This is a genomic window from Chryseobacterium sp. KLBC 52 (assembly GCF_003347605.1).
Lineage (GTDB): Bacteria > Bacteroidota > Bacteroidia > Flavobacteriales > Weeksellaceae > Chryseobacterium.
This window is the reverse complement of the sequence record NZ_QDFZ01000022.1, coordinates 52,654-72,259: the sequence shown is the minus strand read 5'-3', so window position 1 is coordinate 72,259 and position 19,606 is coordinate 52,654. Positions and strand designations below refer to the sequence as shown.

At 38.6% G+C, this 19,606-nt stretch carries 12 protein-coding genes; 2 read left to right on the top strand and 10 right to left on the bottom strand.

All coding sequences use genetic code 11. The features are described 5' to 3' along the window. Window positions 1–4: 4 nt before the first annotated feature. From DDF69_RS19905 to DDF69_RS19860, 10 genes are all read right to left on the bottom strand, one after another. A complete protein-coding gene (locus DDF69_RS19905) occupies window positions 5–865 on the bottom strand; it encodes an ROK family protein (protein WP_114822309.1) in 861 nt (286 codons plus the stop codon). Between the two features lie 132 nt (window positions 866–997). Continuing rightward, the gene (locus DDF69_RS19900; protein ID WP_114822308.1) at window positions 998–3,406 is read right to left on the bottom strand and encodes an endo-beta-N-acetylglucosaminidase H; all 2,409 of its coding nucleotides are present in this window, start codon (window positions 3,404–3,406) and stop codon (window positions 998–1,000) included. A gap of 57 nt (window positions 3,407–3,463) precedes the next feature. Next, a complete protein-coding gene (locus DDF69_RS19895) occupies window positions 3,464–5,617 on the bottom strand; it encodes an endo-beta-N-acetylglucosaminidase H (RefSeq protein WP_114822307.1) in 2,154 nt (717 codons plus the stop codon). A gap of 110 nt (window positions 5,618–5,727) precedes the next feature. Next, the gene (locus tag DDF69_RS19890; RefSeq protein ID WP_114822306.1) at window positions 5,728–7,155 is read right to left on the bottom strand and encodes a glycoside hydrolase family 125 protein; all 1,428 of its coding nucleotides are present in this window, start codon (window positions 7,153–7,155) and stop codon (window positions 5,728–5,730) included. Between the two features lie 31 nt (window positions 7,156–7,186). Continuing rightward, a complete protein-coding gene (locus DDF69_RS19885) occupies window positions 7,187–9,418 on the bottom strand; it encodes a GH92 family glycosyl hydrolase (RefSeq protein WP_114822305.1) in 2,232 nt (743 codons plus the stop codon). Between the two features lie 130 nt (window positions 9,419–9,548). Further along, a complete protein-coding gene (locus tag DDF69_RS19880; RefSeq protein WP_114822304.1) occupies window positions 9,549–10,520 on the bottom strand; it encodes a glycoside hydrolase family 130 protein in 972 nt (323 codons plus the stop codon). 104 nt (window positions 10,521–10,624) lie between these two features. After that, the gene (locus DDF69_RS19875; protein WP_114822303.1) at window positions 10,625–11,926 is read right to left on the bottom strand and encodes an MFS transporter; all 1,302 of its coding nucleotides are present in this window, start codon (window positions 11,924–11,926) and stop codon (window positions 10,625–10,627) included. Between the two features lie 173 nt (window positions 11,927–12,099). Beyond that, window positions 12,100–13,725 carry a SusD/RagB family nutrient-binding outer membrane lipoprotein gene (locus DDF69_RS19870; RefSeq protein WP_114822302.1) on the bottom strand — a complete coding sequence of 542 codons (1,626 nt, stop codon included), beginning with the start codon at window positions 13,723–13,725 and terminating at the stop codon, window positions 12,100–12,102. Between the two features lie 17 nt (window positions 13,726–13,742). Next, a complete protein-coding gene (locus tag DDF69_RS19865) occupies window positions 13,743–16,709 on the bottom strand; it encodes a SusC/RagA family TonB-linked outer membrane protein (protein ID WP_114822301.1) in 2,967 nt (988 codons plus the stop codon). 387 nt (window positions 16,710–17,096) lie between these two features. Further along, window positions 17,097–17,975 (bottom strand): AraC family transcriptional regulator, encoded by an 879-nt coding sequence (locus tag DDF69_RS19860; RefSeq protein ID WP_114822300.1) that lies wholly within the window; start codon window positions 17,973–17,975, stop codon window positions 17,097–17,099. Between the two features lie 200 nt (window positions 17,976–18,175). Between DDF69_RS19860 and DDF69_RS19855 the strand changes: the two genes are divergently transcribed. Together DDF69_RS19855 and DDF69_RS19850 are read left to right on the top strand one after the other, a co-directional pair. Continuing rightward, window positions 18,176–19,042, top strand: coding sequence for a helix-turn-helix domain-containing protein (locus DDF69_RS19855; protein WP_114822299.1), 867 nt, complete (start codon window positions 18,176–18,178; stop codon window positions 19,040–19,042). 89 nt (window positions 19,043–19,131) lie between these two features. Then, complete coding sequence (locus tag DDF69_RS19850) at window positions 19,132–19,551, top strand: OsmC family protein (RefSeq protein ID WP_114822298.1); 420 nt, start codon at window positions 19,132–19,134, stop codon at window positions 19,549–19,551. Window positions 19,552–19,606 lie beyond the last annotated feature (55 nt).

The window sequence follows — 19,606 nt, the reverse complement described above, 5'->3', positions numbered from 1 at the left end:
TAATTTATATACGCTTTTTTAATGCATAGCTGGCAGCTCCAAGAATGGCCGCATCTTCAAATATGGCCGAAATTTTAACCTGCAAGTTAATATTATTCTTTGTTAAATTCTGAATAAATCTTTGCTCAAAATGAGGATAAGCTTTGGCAATATTTCCTCCTATAACTAAAACTTCCGGTTTGTAAGAATCTACATATCTGACAATAAACTCAGAAAAAGAGTCTGCATACTCATCAAACATTCGGGTCTGTATTTCTGCAGGTTTGTCCAGAAGATCTTTAGTTCCTGAAATTTCTTCTCCGGTGAGTTCTTTATAATAATTCACAAACCAGCGTGTCGCCAGATAGTCTTCACTGATGGAATCTCTGAAGGGCGAATCCCATAAGTCTTCATCACTAGCAAATTCTCCATTGAAGAAAGTAGTTCCCAATCCTGTTCCAAGAGTGACCCCAAATATTCTGTTGAATCCCTGGGCACAGCCTCCATATACTTCACCTTCCATAAATGCAGCCGCATCATTTACAAAATGAATCTGATCCTGAGAAATGTCCAGCCTTTTTGCCAGTTCTTCTTTGATATTGACCTGATAGATATCAATAAATTTTCCCTGCTGCATCAGTGATATTCCGTTATCATAATCGAAAGGTCCCGGCATTGCAACACCAATTAAAAGATCTTCTTTTACCAGATCATGAGCCGCTTTTTCAATGGCGGAAACCCATGCACTGAAAATAACTTCTTTGTTTTCGAAAGCATCTACATGTTCTCTTACATAGGTTGATGAAATGATTTCACGTTTTTCCGGATCTACCTGAGCCAGCGTGATGTGCGACCCTCCAATATCTATTCCTACTATATTCTGCATTATTTTTTATTTTAAATTCAAGACATCCCTGTGACTGAAAAAACAGACAAACAGAAGTACACCTCTGTCTGCCTGCTTTGTATTTCAGACTCTATTTTTATTCGTTATGATAACTATTTCATTATCTAACTTTTACTTCACAATAATTTTACCGGTTGATAGTACTTTACTGTTCGCAGATGTAATTTTGTAAATATAAGTACCACTGATTAAATCCTGCGTATTCACTGCATTATTATTTTGATTAATATTCTGTTTTTTGAACAATTTTCCTGAAACATCATACAATGCCACTTCAGTTGCCGAATTGTCGCTAATGGCAAAATGAATGTCATTTCCTCGTTTCACAGGATTTGGATAGACTGCACTGTTCTCTTTTACGGATTCGATATCTTTCACGGCAAGAGATGAAGCACAGGCAACATCTGTTCTCCAATTGGCATCTGTCATACTGATCAGGGTTGCAAAATGAGTGTTTGCAGTAGCATCTAAAGCTCCTAAACCACTTCCTTCATCCATTTTCCAGTTGGCTTCAAGACCGGTAGAGTTGGCAGGAACATTACAGCTGTTGCTCAGAATTTCCTGTGGTGTTAACGCTTTTTTCCAAACTCTGAATTCATCAAGGAAACCATTGATTGTACGGGAATTGTCGTAGTTTCTTCCCAGATAAAGAATTCCGTTTGCTGTAAAGTTACCCGTTACTGCAAAAGTAGCATCAAGGTTACCATTCACATAAATTTTCATGGCTGTTCCATCATAAGTAGCTGCTATATGATACCATGTATTGGTGTTGAATGCTGTATTGGTATTCAATTTCACCTGTGATGAACCAAAGCTCAAAATGAATTGAAGCTTATTATTCGCGAGGTTTCCGTCTCCGAAACGAAGCATCGCCGAATTATTATCCCCTACTTCCACTCCTAACACTGATGAAATGTAAGGGAAAGCTGTTTTGAAAGCATTTACTTTTACCCAGCCTTCAAAGGTCACCGCGTTTCCACTCAGGTTAAATTGTCCTGCATTAAGATAATGCGTGCTTCCGTTGAAAGCAAGAGATCTTGCACCCGGGCTTGTAACCGGAGCGAAACCACTGTTGAATGATCCTTCTCCTGAATAGGTACTTGTAGTTCCTCCTGCACATGAGGCTTGTACCTTCCATACATAGGCGGTATTAGGGCTAAGATTTTGTAATGAATAAGAATTGGTGCTAACATTCTGGATTTCAGTCCAGGTTGTAGCAGCAGCAGTTTTATACTGCAGGGTATATGAAGTTGCATTTCCGGCATCCCATGATAGCTGGGCCGTATTACCAAGGAAACTTCCGGAAGTCAATCCTGATGGCGTAGTGCAGCCACTTCCGGAGTTAAACCTTGGTGCAAAAATATAAGTACTTGTTAATGTCGGTGAGCAGTTAGACTGGATTCTCCAATCGTAATTGGTATTCAGAGTAAGATTGTTGATGACAATATTATTTCCTGAATAATTGCTGGCTACGTTCGTCCATACCGTTGAATTAGCGGGTTTGTAATCAATATTATAAGACTGGGATGCATTGGAAGTCCAGTTCAGTTGCGCTGAAGTTCCTGTCACATTGGAAATATCAAGTCCCAATGGCGGATCACAGGTTTGCCCCTGAGACCATGAGTATAATTGACCGCTTAACGATGTATTTTCATTATAAAGAATATTGGATCCAGTACTCAGATAGCTGGCAACATTGGTTCCTGGCAGATCGTACCACATAAATATACCATATTGGTCATTCTTTGTGCTGGTCGCTAAGCTTGCCAGTGTAGTGGCAGATGTAGAGCTTGGATTGGAATTTTGTATCCAGGTTGCCGCTGCAGAGATTTTAGATTTATCAAGAGGAGGAACAACAGGTGCATTGTAAGTACTGTACATAGCATTCCATGTATAATTGATATAATTTCCTGCTAAATCTCCATTATACGTTTGTCTGCTTGTAGCCGGACCATAGTAGTAAAATGTAATCAGTTTATCCGGCATTGCCGCTTTCAGCTCCTGTAAAAGCATGACAAAAGAGCTGTTATTAGGCTGTCCCGTTCCGTTATTTCCGTATCCTGCATATTCGTCATCAAGGTCTACTCCATCCAGACCGTAAGTGTAAACGGTATGAGCAACCTGTAGAGCAAAATCTTTAGCTGCCTCACGGTTAGGAAAATTAGAAATTCCTGCTCCCTGATGATTTCCTAAAAGGTCAAGCAATACTTTTATTCCCTTTTGCTGTAAAGGTTTTACGTAGGTATTAACATCGTTCAGAACTTTAGTAACGTTGTTATTGTTTGATATATAAGCACGGTTTTTGGAAACATCATAGTTGATATTCGCTGCAAAAATAATGGCTACATCAAAAAGCTGTCTGTTGGTATTCTGCAAAGTATAGGAACCTGCATTCAGCATATTGTTGTTGTTCACTTCCACATAGCAGACTCCCAAAGGATCAAGCTGCTGTGCTTTGAGCAACGGAGCACACTGAAGCATCAGGGCCATTAAGGGAATAAAAAAGGATTTTTTTCTCATAGTATATCAATTTTGTAGTAGGAAAAGCATTGGGCCGAAGCCCAATGACTGGGTTTGTTATTTTACAATTAGTTTTTCAGATTGTTTTAAGCTTCCATCATGAGATTCAAACTGAACGATATAATTTCCTGCTGGAATTCTGCTCAATTCATATTGATTGTCTCCGGAGTTCAGTGATTTTGTATCTACGATTCTTCCGTTAAAATCATAAACCGTCAATTTCCCTTTGCTGTATTCATCGGGAACAGAAACTGTCAATGATGAAGATTTGCTTACCGGATTAGGATATAGTTTTATTTGAGTTTTAATATTTACCTGTCCTTCACTTATTGCCTTTTGGCTCGAAGCATTTCTTGCCAATAGTGAACTTCCCGTTGCACATGGCAGATCTGTTCCCCAATTAGAAGAGTCTACGCCTGTCAACGTTAAACTCACTCCGTTTCCGGAAGTATCCTGAACTGTAGAACCACTTCCTTCGTTAAACTTCCAATAAGCAGCCAGTGAAGTTGCCGGAACAGATACATTACACATATTCTGACTGATTTCTGTCTGACTCAATGCACGCTTCCATACTCTTACCTCATCTATTTTCCCATTGAAGTTTCTTGATGTGTTGTATAAATATCCCACGTTGAATGCACCTGTTGAATTCACACTTCCGGTTTGTGCTTTCGTTGCATCCAGAGTACCGTTGATGTAAATTTTCATATTGGATCCATCGTAAGTAGCTGCCACGTGATACCATGTATTGGCATTCAACGCCGTTGCAGAAGCCAGTTTTTGCTGTACGTTATTAATGCTTACTACAAACTGAAGTTTATTATTCGCCAGACCGGCATCTCCTAATCTTAAGAATGCAGAATTGCTGTCACTTACCTCTGTTCCCATGATAGAAGAAATATATGGAGACGCTGATTTGAATGACGAAGGTTTGATCCATCCTTCAAAAGATAGTGCGGAACCGCTTAGATTCATACTTCCAGCTGCTCCTGATTCAGTGCTTCCATCTAAAGACAATGCATAAGAACCCGTAGGCGTTGTTCCTGAAGTACTTGTAAATCTTGGTGCAAACATATAGGCACTTTTCACGCTGCAGTTGGTTCTGATTCTCCAATCGTATTCAGTATTGGCTGTTAATCCGGAAATAGTTACAGAAGTAGAACTTGTTGCAGATACTGCACTCGTCCATGTTGTTGAAGAAGCTGGCTTATAATCAACATCGTAGGTATTGGTTCCAACGGCTGACCAGTTCAGTTTTGCGTTTGTTCCTGTAAGGTTACTTGTGTATAATCCGATAGGGGCATCACAATTGGTTCCCTGTGTCCAGGATTGTAAAGTACCGCTTAAAACTGTTGGTTCCCCGTATAAGGTCTGAGTTCCCGCTGAAAGCTGTGCCGTTTCATTCGTTCCATGTAAATCATACCACATGAATACTCCGTAACCTCCATTTTTAGTTTGGGTGGCCAGACTGGTGGTTGTAGAGTTAGACGTATTTCCCATCCAAACGGCTGCAGGAGAAATTTGTGCTTTGGTAAGAGGTGGTACATTGGGAGCAGAGAATGTTCCGTACATGGCATTCCAGCTGTAGTTGACGTTATCTCCTACTCTGGCGCCATTCCAGGAAAGTCTTGAAGCGGCAGGGCCATAATAATAGAACGAAATAATTTTATTCGGTAATAAGGCTCTGAGCTCCTGAACAAGCATTACAAAGGAACTGTCATTGGGCTGCCCTGTTCCGTTGTTTCCGTATTCTGAGTATTCATCATCAAAATCAATTCCATCAAGACCGTAGGTATTCACTGTATTGGCCAACTGTAATGCAAAGTCTTTTGCAGCTTCACGGGTAGGAAAATTACAGATTCCAGCTCCCTGGTGATTTCCCAAAATAGTCAGCACTACTTTCATTCCTTTTTGCTGAAGTGGCTTTATGTAAGTATCTGCATTGGTAAGAACCTTGGTAACATTGTTATTGGAATACAGATAAGCTCTTCCACGGCTGGTATCATAATTAATATTAGCCGCAAAAATATTCACCACATTAAACAGGTAGCTGTTTGATGTCTGCAGTTTGTACGCTCCTGCATTCAGGAGGTTGTTGTTATTCACTTCCACATAGCAAATTCCGGTAGGACTAAGCTGCTGCGCGTTAATCAGAGAACCAGACTGAAGCATCATGCCAATCAGTGCGGTAAAGATGGATTTTTTTTTCATTGTATAATTTTTTTAAGGTGTTTTTGGTGTGTGAATTTTATATAGCATTCCCCTGACACCTTCTTTTTCGGGAAGGAATCTCAGATGAATAAGCGATATAAAAGGGTGGGCTATGTCAGTAGCTCAGGGTTTTCATTAAAGGTTTTCCATAACAATTCGCCAAACAGGGTATTGGCCCATGCAAACCATTCTCTGGTGAACTTTTTGGAGTCGTCTTTATGGAAGGATTCATGCATAAAGCCTGTTCCTCCGTGCGTTTTCTGTAAGGTATCTATACACCATCTGATCTCACTTTTTTCTTTGGTAGTGAGTGCCTTCATTATGATACTCATTGGCCAGATCATGTCAAGTCCGATATGCGGACCTCCTATTCCTTCTGCCAGCTTACCTTTGAAGAAGAATGGGTTGTTTTCAGACCACACAAATTTTCTTGTATTCAAATATACAGGGTCATCAGCTTTCACCGCATCCAGATAAGGCAATCCTAGCAAGCTTGGACAGTTCGCATCATCCATCAGGTTGTAGCTTCCGAAGCCATTTACTTCAAAAGCATAGATTTTTCCAAATTCAGGATGATTGTAAATTCCGTATTTTTTGATGGCTGCATCTACCTCATCAGCAAGGCTGTTCAGTTGTTGAGCCAACGTTTTTTCATTTTTAATTTGGGAAACCATTTCTGCAGCCTGACGTAAGCTTACCACCGCAAATAAGTTGGAAGGGATGAGGAATCCGTAAATCGTAGCATCATCACTTGGACGGAACATAGAGCTGATCAATCCCACAGGTTTCGTTGGATAACCATATCCTCCCATAGGAACTCCATCTGTAGCCCAAGCTGTGGTACGTTCAAATTTGTAAGGTCCAAGATCATGTTTTCTCTGTTGTTCTGTGAAAGTCTGCAGGGTAAGTTTAATTCCCTTCAGCCAGTTGGCATCAAAAGGTTTTGTATCTCCTGTTGTTTTCCAGAAGTGATAGGCCAGACGGATAGGATAGCAAAGCGAGTCGATTTCCCATTTTCTTTCATGCGTTCCCGGCTTCATATCGGTGTGGTCATACTCTTTCCATTTACTGATCTTCTGATCATCATTGTAGAAAGCATTCGCATAAGGATCTTTAAGGATGAAAGTAGTCTGTTTGTGGATTACTCCTGAGATCAGCTTATGCAGTTTTTCATCTTTTTTAGAGAACTGCAGATAAGGGAAAACCTGTGCGGAACTGTCACGAAGCCACATGGCATCAATATCCCCAGTGATCACATAGGTATCCGGTGTTCCGCCGGTTTCCGTATAGTAAACAGTAGTATCTAATGTATTCGGGAAACAATTTTCAAAAAGCCAGCTCAGCTCTTTGTTTTTTACTTTCTTTTTAAACACTGCAATAGCACTTTCTACGGATTCGCTGGTAAAATGTCTTTTATCTTTAGGAACACGGACAACAGGAAAGTCATCCAGTACTAAATTCTTAGCAAAAACATTTTGAGTAAACAGCAATCCGGCTCCTGCCAGTGCACTTGTTTTAATAAAATTTCTCCTTTCCATTGATACTTTGTTTCGTTTATTTTTATGAGTCTTATTTTACAGGTTTACTTCCCATTACGAATCTCAATTCGCCACCGTTCATGATATCGTTGTGGTTCAGTTCCCAGCTTTTGTATTCTTTTCCGTTCAGGAACATTTTCTGTACATAGATATTCTTGTCAGATATTTTGTCTGCAATCACGGTGAATGTTTTCCCATTCTCAAGCTTTAAAGAAGCTTTCGGGAATTGTGGTGCTCCGATGGCATAAACAGGTTTCCCCGGTGTTACAGGATAGAATCCTAATGATGAGAAGATATACCATGCTGACATTTGACCGCAGTCTTCATTGTTAACAATTCCATCAGGTTTTGCCGCATACATATTGTCACGGATATATTTTACCATTTTCTGAGTCTTATAAGGACTTCCTGCATAATTGTACAGGTATGGAACATGATGACCAGGCTCATCCCCGAATCCTAAAGATCCGATGAATCCTGAAATGTCAACATGCTGTTCTCCTTCCATATGAAGCGCTTCTGTAAAGGTTTTATCCAGTTTTTCTTCAAATCCTTTTTTGCCGCCATACAGATTCATCATTTCATCAATCTGATGCGGAACAAAGAAATCATACGCCCAGATATTTCCAGAAACCCAGTGTGGCTGCAGTTTTTTCCAATCGTTAAGGGTAAAATCTGCTAAGAATTTCCCGTCTTTCTGTCTTGGCCAGAAGTGATTATTTTCTTTATTGAAGGTATTCAGGAAGTTCATAGAACGTTTTTTATACACTTCCGATTCTTCTTTTTTACCTAATTTTTCAGCAAGCTGCTGGATACACCAGTCATCATATGAGTATTCTAATGTTGCGGAAACAGAAGCTCCGTTTTCTGATGGAGTGTAGCCTAACTTGATATAATCATTAAGACCTCCGCCACCATCACTGCTGCTCATTTTATCTGTTAAAGAAGCATCTTTCATCGCAGCAAATGCCTTTTCTGCATCAATACCAGGAACTCCTTTTGAAATGGCATCCCAAATTACCGAAGCACTGTGATAGCCTAACATACAGAAATTATCATATCCACAAAGCTCCCAGATTGGCATGTGATCTTTACGATCTGTATATCTGCTGATCAGGGAATTGGCAAATTCTTTTGTATGTTTCTGATCCATAATGGTCAGTAATGGATGTGTCGCTCTGAATCCGTCCCAGTAAGAATAAGTACTGTAGTTGGTAAACCATTTGGTATTCATGTTTTCCTGTGCTGCAACATAGTCTCCATTCACGTCCATGTATAAATTGGGTGCAATGAATGTATGGTAAACTCCGGTATAGAAAATTTTTCTCTGGCTATCGGTTCCTCCTGTTACCTGGAATCTTCCGATCAGATCTCTCCAGGTCTTTTGAGCAGTTTCTTTTGCTTTGGCAAAGTCAACATTTGTTGCTTCTGTATCAAAATTTTCCTGTGCATTTTCTGTACTTACCGGAGATAAAGAAACTTTTACTTCAATGCTTTCCTGATCTTCTGTTGAAAATCTTACAAAAGCTTTAGCATCTTTGGCAAGGGCAATTTTTTCATCGTTTTTGATTTTTCCGTCAGCATAAACGCCGTAAGACTTAAACGGTTTGGAAAACTCCATCACGAAGTAAGCAAATCGTTTACCTCCCCAGCCATTGCTGTAGCAGTACCCTTTGATTTTATTATTGCCTTCCACACTTACTAAAGTATGGTAGATGTTTCCGAAGATTTTATTAGTAGGATCAATAATGATATTGGCTTCACTACTTTTCGGGAAAGTATATTTATGAAATCCGACTCTTGGGGAAGCAGTAAGTTCTGCTTTAATTCCATAGCTGTCCAGCATTACAGAATAATATCCCGGAGACGCAACTTCTTTATCATGCGTAAATTTTGAACGGTAGCCTGTCTCAGGATTTTCTTCAGATCCCGGAACCATTTTCACCTGTCCTACGGTAGGCATTACCAGAATATCTCCAAGGTCTGCCCATCCTGTTCCACTCAAGTGGTTATGACTGAATCCCATGATCGTTTTACTGCTGTAGTGGTATCCGGAACACCAGTCCCAGTCGCCACTTTTGGTATTCTGATCCGGACTCAGCTGTATCATCCCGAATGGCGTGGTTGCCCCGGGAAACGTATGCCCATGTCCTCCAGTTCCTATAAAAGGATCTACCCAGGATAAAACATCGTTTTTATTTTGCTGGGCACTGGCTACAGAAATCAGGGTGGTAAAAAAGCAGATTAACAGTTCTTTTTTCATGATAAGAGAGGTATCGGAGATTGTTTTTGTTTAAAAGTTGGTTTAAAAATAGGAAAACCATTATAAAATTCCCAGTAAAAGGGAAAATTAAGATGATTAACCTATTTTTCCTAAACTTTATATTACTGTATTAAATTGAATTCTTTTTCATAAAATCAATGATTTCTGAAATATATCCAAAGGCAATTGCAACTACGGTATCAGCAGCACCGTAATATACTGTTACTTTGTCTCCTTCAGTCAATGCTGCACAAGGGAAAACCACATTCGGTACATCTCCTGTCAGTTCATACAATTCTGCTGGTGCCAGCAGATAAGGTTTCGTTCTGTACAATACTTTTGTGGGATCTTCAAGATCAAGCAAAGCTGCTCCCATTGAATATCTGAATCCTCTGCAGGTATTGATCACACCATGATAGAAAAGCAGCCATCCTTCTTCTGTTTTGATAGGAACCGGCCCACCTCCGATTTTTGTGCACTGCCATGCACTGTCTTCGAAAGGTGTCACTTTCATCACACAACGGTGTTCCCCCCAGTATTTCATATCAGGACTATAGCTGATATAAATATCACCGAAAGGCGTATGTCCGTTATCACTTGGACGGCTCAGCATCGCATATTTACCATTGATTTTTTCAGGAAACAAAACTCCGTTTCTGTTGAATGGAAGAAAGGCATTTTCACACTGAAAAAATTCTTTAAAATCAAAAGTATATCCAATTCCGATGGTAGGACCATTGTATCCGTTGCACCAAGTGATCCAATAGCGGTCTTCTATGAAGGTTACGCGGGGATCATATTTATAATCGGATTCAATCATATCCGTATTTCCTGCCTGCATTTCAATAGGGTCATGATTGATGTCCCAATTGATTCCATCTTTACTGAAACCAGCAAAAATATTCATCTGTACGGCCTTGTTGTCGCAACGGAATACTCCGGCAAATCCATCCTCAAAAGGAATCACGGCACTGTTGAATATACTGTTGGATGTTGGTATCGCGTATCTGTTAATGATCGGGTTCTCGGAAAACCTCCACATGATATCATTGCAACCTTCCGGGCGATCCTGCCAAGGGATCATTACTGATTGAGTTGTCATAAAGTATTTTTTACTTTTTATTTTAATTGTTTTAGTATTTGGTAAACATTCTTAATGTTATTTTAAACCTAACAGGTTTTAAAAACCTGTTAGGTTTAGTACCATTATTTATTTATAGATTCTTCTCTCTGATTTTCTGAATAAGGGAAAGGAACAAACAGGGTAACAAGGAATGCAGGAACGGTAGCGATCAATACCCAGATAAAGAACATTTTGTATCCGATCCAGTCACTGATCATTCCACTGAACATTCCGGGAATCATTACGCCAAGATTCATGATTCCTGTTGCAAATGCGTAATGAGCTGTTTTGTGTTTTCCGGGCGCAATCTGCTGCATCATGTAGAGCATAAGCCCCACAAAACCAAATCCGTAGCCGAAATACTCCACTACTACAGCAATTCCTACGGGCAAAAGATCTGCAGGCTGATAATAAGCCAGTAATGCATAGACCACAAATGGAATATTGAATGCACAACACAGCCATATCAAAGATTTTTTCAGTCCACGGGCTGAGATAAAGTACCCTGCCAGTACGGATCCTAAGATGAATGCTGCAGAACCGTATGTTCCGTAAATAAGTCCGATATCTGAAGTAGATAATCCTAATCCTCCTGATGTTCTTGGAGCTTTAAAAAATAAAGGCGCAATTTTGATGGCAAATCCTTCTGCAAAACGGTACAGAATAATGAAGAGAATACACCACAGAATTTTCTTTTTGGTGAAGAAAGAGGTAATGACTTCCCATAGTTCCTGGCGAACATTTCCGGCAGTCTTTTCATCTTTCTGTTCTTCTTTATTTTCTTTCGGCAGAATGAAATAATGATAAATTGCGAGGGCAAAAAACAGTAATGCATAGATCACCATAATGATCATCCAGGCATGCGTAACGCCTTTTGTCTTTTCTAAAACACCTGCAAAATAAACAAGTGCTCCACTGCTGATGATCTTGGCAAGATTGTAAAAAGCGCCCTGCCATCCGATATATTTTGCCTGCTCTTTATTGGTTAAAAAGCCAATATACGTTCCGTCTGCTACCACATCATGAGTAGCTCCACAAAATGCCACTACGGCAAAAAGGGCAATACTGTATTTGAAAAAATCATGCATTGGCAGACTTAAGGCTACTAATGCAAACAGAATTCCTATGGCAAACTGAGTAAAAACAACGAAGAATTTTTTGGTTTTATAAATCTCCAGAAACGGGCTCCAAAGAGGTTTTAATGTCCAAGAGAACATGATAAGGGCAGTCCAGAAAGTGATCTGCGAGTCCGAAACACCCATATCTTTATACATGATTCCTGAAACCGCATTAATGGTTACAAAGGGTACTCCCATTGCAAAATATAATGTGGAAATCCAGAGAATTGGCTGAATCCGACGGGTTCCGGAGTTGTTTTTTCCCATATTTAAAAATAAGATTCTAAATAAAAGAGAACATCTCAAACATTCATTCAGGCTAAAAAACGAAACTATAAATTTTTTGGAGATTCTACTCTATTCTCCCGCTTCAATGAATGTATCAAATAACAATCTGATCTTGAGATGTCTCTTTATTAATGAGTGATTCTGAATATTTTTTATTTCTTATCCCACCAAAGTTTTGTACCTCCGGTGTCAGGCCCGTTCAGCATTTGAGCTGCCTGCTGATAATTGTATAATGACGTTTTGGTATCAATAGTGAAAGGAATTCTTCTGATCATTGCTTCTGTACTGATGGCTCCGCCACTATCATTTTTTCTTACCTTGAAAAGAACCGGATATCCTGTTCTTCTCTGCTCAGCCCATGCTTCTGGTCCGTTTGGATAAAGAGAAAGCCATTTTTGGGTAATAATTCTTTCTAATTTTCTTTCGTTGGTATCCCCGTTATTCCATGCAATCGTGATAGTACTTAACTGAGGGTTTCCAACAAGTACGTTATTGTCTGCATTTTTCGGATCAAGATAAGGTGCTTCAGTAGAAGTATTATCGGCAAGATAAGCAGCAACATTCGCACTTTTCCCCCATTCTCCGAAAGACTGCTGAACTCCGGTTGTATAATTGGTTTGAATATCACCCGCTCCTGCATAGCCTCTCAAAGCAGCTTCAGCTCTAAGGAACCATGTTTCTGCAGCAGTGAATAATTTCATTTTACCATCTGTACCAGAAAAATAATCTCCGCTGGCAGATTTTGCCTGTGGCTGCGAAAATCCTCCATACGTTGATTTACCATTTAATAAATCAATTCCCTGGCGTATTCCTATATATTTTCCTTGTAAACCCGGATCAGATGCCGGAATAGCATATGCCGGAAGTCTCGGATCATTATATCCGTTCATATAAGCCATTAAAGGTGCTCCGATTAAACAGTCTCCCCATGAGTAAATGATAAAACTCAATTCTGACTGTCCTACACTGATTAATGCGTTATCTGCATTGTCAGTAATCAATCCTGCAGGTGAAGCCAAAGCCTCTTCTGCATATTGCTTAGATTTTGCAGGATCAGCGTAGCTCATTCTCATAGCCAGTCTCAGCTTTAGTGAGTTGGCAAATTTTGCCCATTGCGCCATATTTCCGCCATATACTAAATCTGCTTTCTTCAATGCCGATTTATCTTCTACATTCTGTGTTGCTGACATGGCAATTACTTTCTGTAGATCTGTAATGGCTGCAGTAAGATCAGCAATAAAATAGTTGTAGGCTTCCTGTTGAGAATCAAAATCCGTAACTCCGTTAGGGTTTGGCTTTTCATATTTGCTATAAACTACAGGCCCGTGACTGTCTGAAACTCTTGCAGCTGTAATAACTTTCAGGATTTTTTTCACAGCAAATGTTCCTGTAAAATCTACTCCTTTATAGATTTCCTTAGCCGTATTATCAATAATAAGAGAGTAATTGAAAATGTCCTGCTGTCTGGCAATAATTCTATTATTCCATCCATCCATCATTGAATAGGTAAGATTATTTACTCCTCCATTAAATGGTGTTGCTGTACTGAACATTCCACTGTACATATCTGCACTAAGGTTAGGATATAGCTGATAATCAGACTGTAATCCTCTTTGCATAGATTTCATCGGATCAACAACCGCAATAAAATCAGCGTAAAAATTTTCAGGACCTCCTGCCTTTTCCTGGTTATACTGTTCAAAGTCATTAGTACATCCTGAAGCTGAGAACAATAGTACAGCTCCGAATGCCAATATTTTAATATGATTGATTTTCATTTTCTTAATTGTAAAAGTTAGAAGTTAGCTTTTAATGATAATCCAATAGATCGGGTAACCGGTAATCCGAATGAATCTACCCCAACTCCACCAGGCGTATTTCCTGATACCTGTTCAGGATCAAACGGTGCTTTTTTGTAGAAGAAAAATAAGTTGGTTCCTACTAAACTTACCGTTGCATTTCTCATATATTTAGATTGAATATCAAAAGTATATGAAATAGAAGCCTGGCGTAAACGTATTGTTGTTGCGCTATACAGATAAGCTTCATCAATACCTTTTCCAAACCCTTCTGTTGTTCCTACTGCTTTATAATAATCTTTTGCATCAGTTAAACCTGTATAAGCCTGTCCTGCATTTGGAGTTCCAGGTGCATACACTGCATTTGGGATAGATACACCGCCTGCATCTCTTGCATCCGCTGTAGACTGACTAACTCCATAGATATCGTTTGCTTTTTCAGTAAGAGACAATACTTTACCTCCGAATTTACCATCAATAAGGAAAGAGATTCCCAGCTTACCAATATTAAAGGAGTTATTGAATCCCATGATAAACTTAGGGTTCGGATTACCCAGATAAGAAGGAGTACCTTCTGCTAATGGGATTCCTTTCTCATTCACTAAAATACGTCCCTGATCATCTCTTTTGAACTTGATTCCGTAAAGATCACCAAAAGATCCTCCTAATTTCAGTTTTGTATATTCACCTCCTCCTGTTAATGAGAAAAGTTGGTTTTCTGATATAGGTAAACTTGGTGGAAACAATTCAACAATTTTGTTTTTGTTGGCAGAAGCATTTAATGTAGTTGTCCATCCAAATTTTTCTGAACTGAATACCTTATAGGATAATGAAGATTCAAAACCTGTATTTCGGATTTTCCCTGCATTAATATAATATGATCCGGGAGCTATCCCTCCGAAATAAGAATCTATTTTTGTTTCTAACAATTGATTACTCGTATTGGAGTTGTAGTAAGTAATATCAAAACTTAATTTGTTACTAAACATCCTTAGCTCTGTTCCAACTTCAAAAGTTTTATTAAATTCAGGTTTCGGAAACAGGTCTTTATACTTAGGATCAGTAATGAATGAACTCTTTGGAAACACAAGTGTTCCGGCGTCTACCCCAAAGGTATATCCTTTATTATATTCAATCATTGCATTGGAGATATTGGTAGGCAATCCTAATCCTACCGTTGCATACGATCCTCTTACTTTCCAGAAACTAATAACTTCCGGCAGTTTGAAAACAGAAGATAATACAGCATTGGCTCCAACAGATTCATAGTCAAAACCTGTTCTTCCGGTTAAGGCCAAACTGGAATCCCAGTCATTTCTAAAAGTCATGTCTACATAAAACATGTTTTTATAACCTACTGTAGCACTGGCAAAGACAGATTGCACCTGCTTCTTCATATTGGTATAAATATTGTGATATCCATCACCAGGGGATCTTTTTTTACCCCATTCAAGATTACTCACAGTGAAAAGGTTGGGGTTTGTCAGATAAGCATTATCAATCTGTCCTATTTTATTTCTGGTGGTATTGATACTTCCTCCTAACGTAAAATCTAAAGAGAAAGATTCACTTATTTTAGGACTACCGATAAGCAATACGTCCCCGTATGTAGAAGAGTTTTCATATGTATTTTTAAGGATTCTTCCATTAATCCCTTCATTAACAGCCAGTAAAGTAGGTGCTGAAAAAGCAGCAATATCACGCTGACTGTCTGAAATATTCCAGCTATAATTCCCTCTCACTCTTGCAGTTAACCAGGGATTGATCTGGTAAGACAATGAAAGTGCTCCATAGGTATTTTTATTGCTTACAGTAACAGGATTACGGTTTAAAATCCAATAAGGGTTCTGTGTTGGCGGGTTTCCTTTAAAACTTCCATCCGGATTTACTTCCCACCAGTTTTGAGCGGGTAAAAACCTTTCTTTATTTAAATAAGTGTAATTATCAGGACCATACTGATCAAAATCTACTCCTCTTGGCAGCCAATACAAACTTGTCAAGGGAGAAAAAGACGCTCCGGGAGTCTGTCTGTTCTTACTTTCCTGTAATGATCCGATGAAATTGGCATCTAGTGTTAATTTATCATCCAGAAACTTACTTGAATTTCTGAAAGATACATTGTACTGATCAAAATATGACATAGGAACCACTCCTTTGTTGGTGGTGTTCCCGATAGAGAAATAGCTTGTTGATTTTTCATTTCCTGACTGGAATGAAAGACTGTTTACCCATGTAGTTCCTGTCTGCAGAAAATCTTTAAGGTAATCCTTGGAAACTCCTTTTGCTCCCCAGCTTTCTGTTGACTGTCCCGGCTGTGATCCCGATACAGCAGGGTCATAAGACAGATAACTGTGCTGCAGTTTGGGAAGACTATATGCTCTGTCTATAGTAAGGCTGGAACTGTAAGTAATTGAGCTTTTCCCTGCACGTCCTTTTTTAGTTGTAATCAGAATAGCTCCATTCCCTCCGGCAGAACCGTACAATGCAGATGCAGAAGCTCCTTTCAGGAAGTTGATGCTTTCAATATCATCAGGATTGATGGAGCTCAGTACATCTCCCGGATCCGGCATATTGGAATACTGTCCGATATCTGCAGATTTTCCAGTTCCGTTGATAATAGGAATACCATCAATCACATACAGTGGCTGTGCACTGTTGACAGACTTATCTCCTCTCATGACCACCCTTACGGAGCTACCTACACCATTGGTTCTGTTGATCTGTACGTTGGAAACTTTTCCATTGATCGAATTTAATAGATTGGGAGTTTTCACTTCTGTAAGCTCATCTCCACCAATCTGCTGACTGGAATACGTCAAAGAGCGGGCCTGCCTTTTTATCCCCAAAGAGGTGACCACGACCTCCTCAATACTGGTTGTCTTCGTAGTGTCGGCCGCTTTTTTCTCCTGTGCATTTGCAGTAAGTGAAAAAACGAACAGAACGGGTATAACTGCTTTTCTCATAAGGTATAGATTCGTTAGATTTAATTGAGAATCAGTGACATTACTTTATTTTTTAATACAAAAAAAATTATTGTTTTTTCAGCAAAATTTTGCCGTTTATGTATTAAATAATTTAAAGTTTTGTTAAGATTTAATTCACATTCACAAATCTAAATTTTGTTGCCAGTCTGATATAATACTATTTTATCATAAAACGATATTATTTTTTCAGCAATCAAATTTAAAAGCAATTAACACCTTAAATATCAACAAAATACAACACTTCCCAAACAATTAAAAAAAGGGGATTTATTCAGGTATTTTGACAAAATAAAAGTAGATCTCCGGACGGAATTATAGGACGCCAGATAAGATATAAAACAGAAAAATGTAAATTTTTAATACGTATTATTCAATCTTTTTAACACCTTTAAACTGCTCTTTAAATTCAGTTGGAGTTGTCTTTTTGATAGACTTAAATACCTTGTTGAAATTGGCAATATTATTAAATCCGGCTTCAAAAGCAATTTCAAAGACCGTAAGATTCTTTTCCATCAACCAGCGCGCAGCATAACTGATTCTAATTTCATTAAGATAATTAACAAAAGTTTTCCCGGTTCTTTTTTTGATAAATCTGTTAAACGTCACATTGCTCATATTCACCAATGATGCTACATTATCCAGCGTTATTTTGTTCTCAAAATTTTTATGAACAAAATCATGAACAACCTTCATTTTATCATTATCCGCAAAAGACTCAAGCTCAATACTATATGAGGATAAAAGTGTTTTATTTTCTGCTACAGCCAGTTCATTCAGAATTTTCATAATTTCTATAAAAGATTCAAAACTGTTCATCTTGGAAAGATTGAGAAACGAATCTTTTAGTTTCTCGGCCGTTTCTGTAGAAAAAAGAATTCCTCTGATGGAGTCTTTCATCAGATTATTGATAGGTTTCAGGATATTTTTCTCCATCAGTGACTGTTGAAAGAAATCCTGATTGAATTGTATAGTGATTTCATGGGTCTTTCTGTTCTTACATCTGTAATTCGCCCAGCAATGTGGTAAATTGGGTCCTACCAGCACCAGTTCTATATTTCCGATCTCTCCGGTATGGTCTCCGATCATTCTTCGGTAGCCTTTCCCTTTGTAGATAAAATTGATTTCAATTTCAGGATGATAGTGGTACGGAAAGTCGAATGAAGCTTTAATCCTGTCAAACACGAGAAAACTATCCTCAGGAGATAGTGGAGTTATTTCTCTCAGAATATTTTCTAATTCGCTCATACAGGCTGTTATGAAAAAAGGTTAATACTATTAGGTCACAATACAAATCTTTGTAAAAATGATAAAATAATATCAATGTAAAAACATATTTCCGATTTATTTTATTTCAATTTTATATATCAAACATAAGAAATCATAGGTTCAATAATTTAATACAGCTCAAATCGCGCTTTTTTGTATCTTTAAACTAAAGTTAAAGGATGTCGCAACAGCTTATTTTTGAAGATCATTATAAAAGACTCGGACTGGAAGTATTCTCAGAAGAAAATCTGGAGAATTTCAATGGAAATCGGTTCAGTACAGACATTAAAGTATTTTTTATTCCTTCAGGATACGAACTTACGGTAGACTTTACTCATTATAAAACCAAGAAACCTTCACTTTTCTTCCTCACCAACCAGCATCTGACCCTCCAAAAAGGAAAAGATGAGTCTATCCTCCTTTTCTACAACCGTGATTTCTACTGCATCCAGATCCATGATAAAGAAGTGGCTTGCGACGGACTTCTCTTCCATAATGTATTTGAAATTCCTTTTGTAGAGCTTGATGATTCAGAAACCTCTCTTATAAAAAGTTTGTTCCGGAATATTCAGGATGAACTTGAATGGAAAGATTCTTCCGCAGAGGAAATGATCAGAACCTATGTAAAACAGATTATCATCAGGGCTACCCGTAAGTGGAAGAAACAAAATCTGGATAATGACACGCTCAGAATACCAGGCAGTGAACTTGATATTTTCCGGGATTTCAGCAGACATCTGGAAATTCATTTCAGAGAGAAGCATAATGTAGCAGAATATGCTGAGCTGCTTCATATAGCTCCGAAAACGTTAACCCATAAATTTAAAAATTTAAATCTGGACTCACCCAATCAGTTTATCATCAACAGAATCTTATTAGAAGCAAAAAGGTTACTGTTTTATACGGATAAACCTGTGAAAGAAATTGCTTACGATCTTGGCTATGAAGACCCTGCCTATTTCAATCGTCTTTTCACCAACAAAACAGGAAGCACACCTGCTAATTTCAAAAAAAATTACTCTACGGGAAAAAAGTACAATATTTAAGTCATTTTATCTATTGAATACTCCCCGCCACAGATATACCTTTGTAACATCAAAATCAAACAACAATACTAAATACAAAAACAAACATTATGAGACGTAACGCAACAGCCGTTTGGAACGGTACCATTAAAGAAGGAAAAGGACATTTAACAACTCAGAGTACAACTTTAAACCAGACTCAATATTCTTTCAACAGCCGTTTTGCGGATGGTGTAGGTACGAATCCTGAAGAATTACTGGCAGCAGCCCACGCAGGATGCTTCACGATGAAACTGGATGCAGAATTATCTCAGGCAGGTTACAACCCTGAAGAATTAAAAACAACTTCTGTAATTACCCTTGATCCCAATATCGGAAAGATTACAAAATCTGAACTGACTCTTACCGCTAAAGTTCCGGGAATCTCAGAAGAAGAGTTCCAGAAATTTGCGAAAATTGCAGAAGAAGGATGCCCTGTAAGCGCAGCATTCAACTTTGAAATTACATTGAATGCTACTTTGGAAAGCTAAGAATCAAAGCATGCATATCAACATCAATAGGAACGGGCTTTAGCCCGTTTTCTTG

What these genes read in the sequence shown, in the direction of transcription:
- DDF69_RS19890 (WP_114822306.1), bottom strand. Translation starts at nt 7,155, where the DNA reads ATGGAAAGGAGAAATTTTATTAAAACAAGTGCACTGGCAGGAGCCGGA.
- DDF69_RS19905 (WP_114822309.1), bottom strand. Translation starts at nt 865, where the DNA reads ATGCAGAATATAGTAGGAATAGATATTGGAGGGTCGCACATCACGCTG.
- DDF69_RS19870 (WP_114822302.1), bottom strand. Translation starts at nt 13,725, where the DNA reads ATGAAAATCAATCATATTAAAATATTGGCATTCGGAGCTGTACTATTG.
- DDF69_RS19860 (WP_114822300.1), bottom strand. Translation starts at nt 17,975, where the DNA reads ATGAGCGAATTAGAAAATATTCTGAGAGAAATAACTCCACTATCTCCT.
- DDF69_RS19895 (WP_114822307.1), bottom strand. Translation starts at nt 5,617, where the DNA reads ATGAAAAAAAAATCCATCTTTACCGCACTGATTGGCATGATGCTTCAG.
- DDF69_RS19885 (WP_114822305.1), bottom strand. Translation starts at nt 9,418, where the DNA reads ATGAAAAAAGAACTGTTAATCTGCTTTTTTACCACCCTGATTTCTGTA.
- DDF69_RS19880 (WP_114822304.1), bottom strand. Translation starts at nt 10,520, where the DNA reads ATGACAACTCAATCAGTAATGATCCCTTGGCAGGATCGCCCGGAAGGT.
- DDF69_RS19875 (WP_114822303.1), bottom strand. Translation starts at nt 11,926, where the DNA reads ATGGGAAAAAACAACTCCGGAACCCGTCGGATTCAGCCAATTCTCTGG.
- DDF69_RS19865 (WP_114822301.1), bottom strand. Translation starts at nt 16,709, where the DNA reads ATGAGAAAAGCAGTTATACCCGTTCTGTTCGTTTTTTCACTTACTGCA.
- DDF69_RS19855 (WP_114822299.1), top strand. Translation starts at nt 18,176, where the DNA reads ATGTCGCAACAGCTTATTTTTGAAGATCATTATAAAAGACTCGGACTG.
- DDF69_RS19850 (WP_114822298.1), top strand. Translation starts at nt 19,132, where the DNA reads ATGAGACGTAACGCAACAGCCGTTTGGAACGGTACCATTAAAGAAGGA.
- DDF69_RS19900 (WP_114822308.1), bottom strand. Translation starts at nt 3,406, where the DNA reads ATGAGAAAAAAATCCTTTTTTATTCCCTTAATGGCCCTGATGCTTCAG.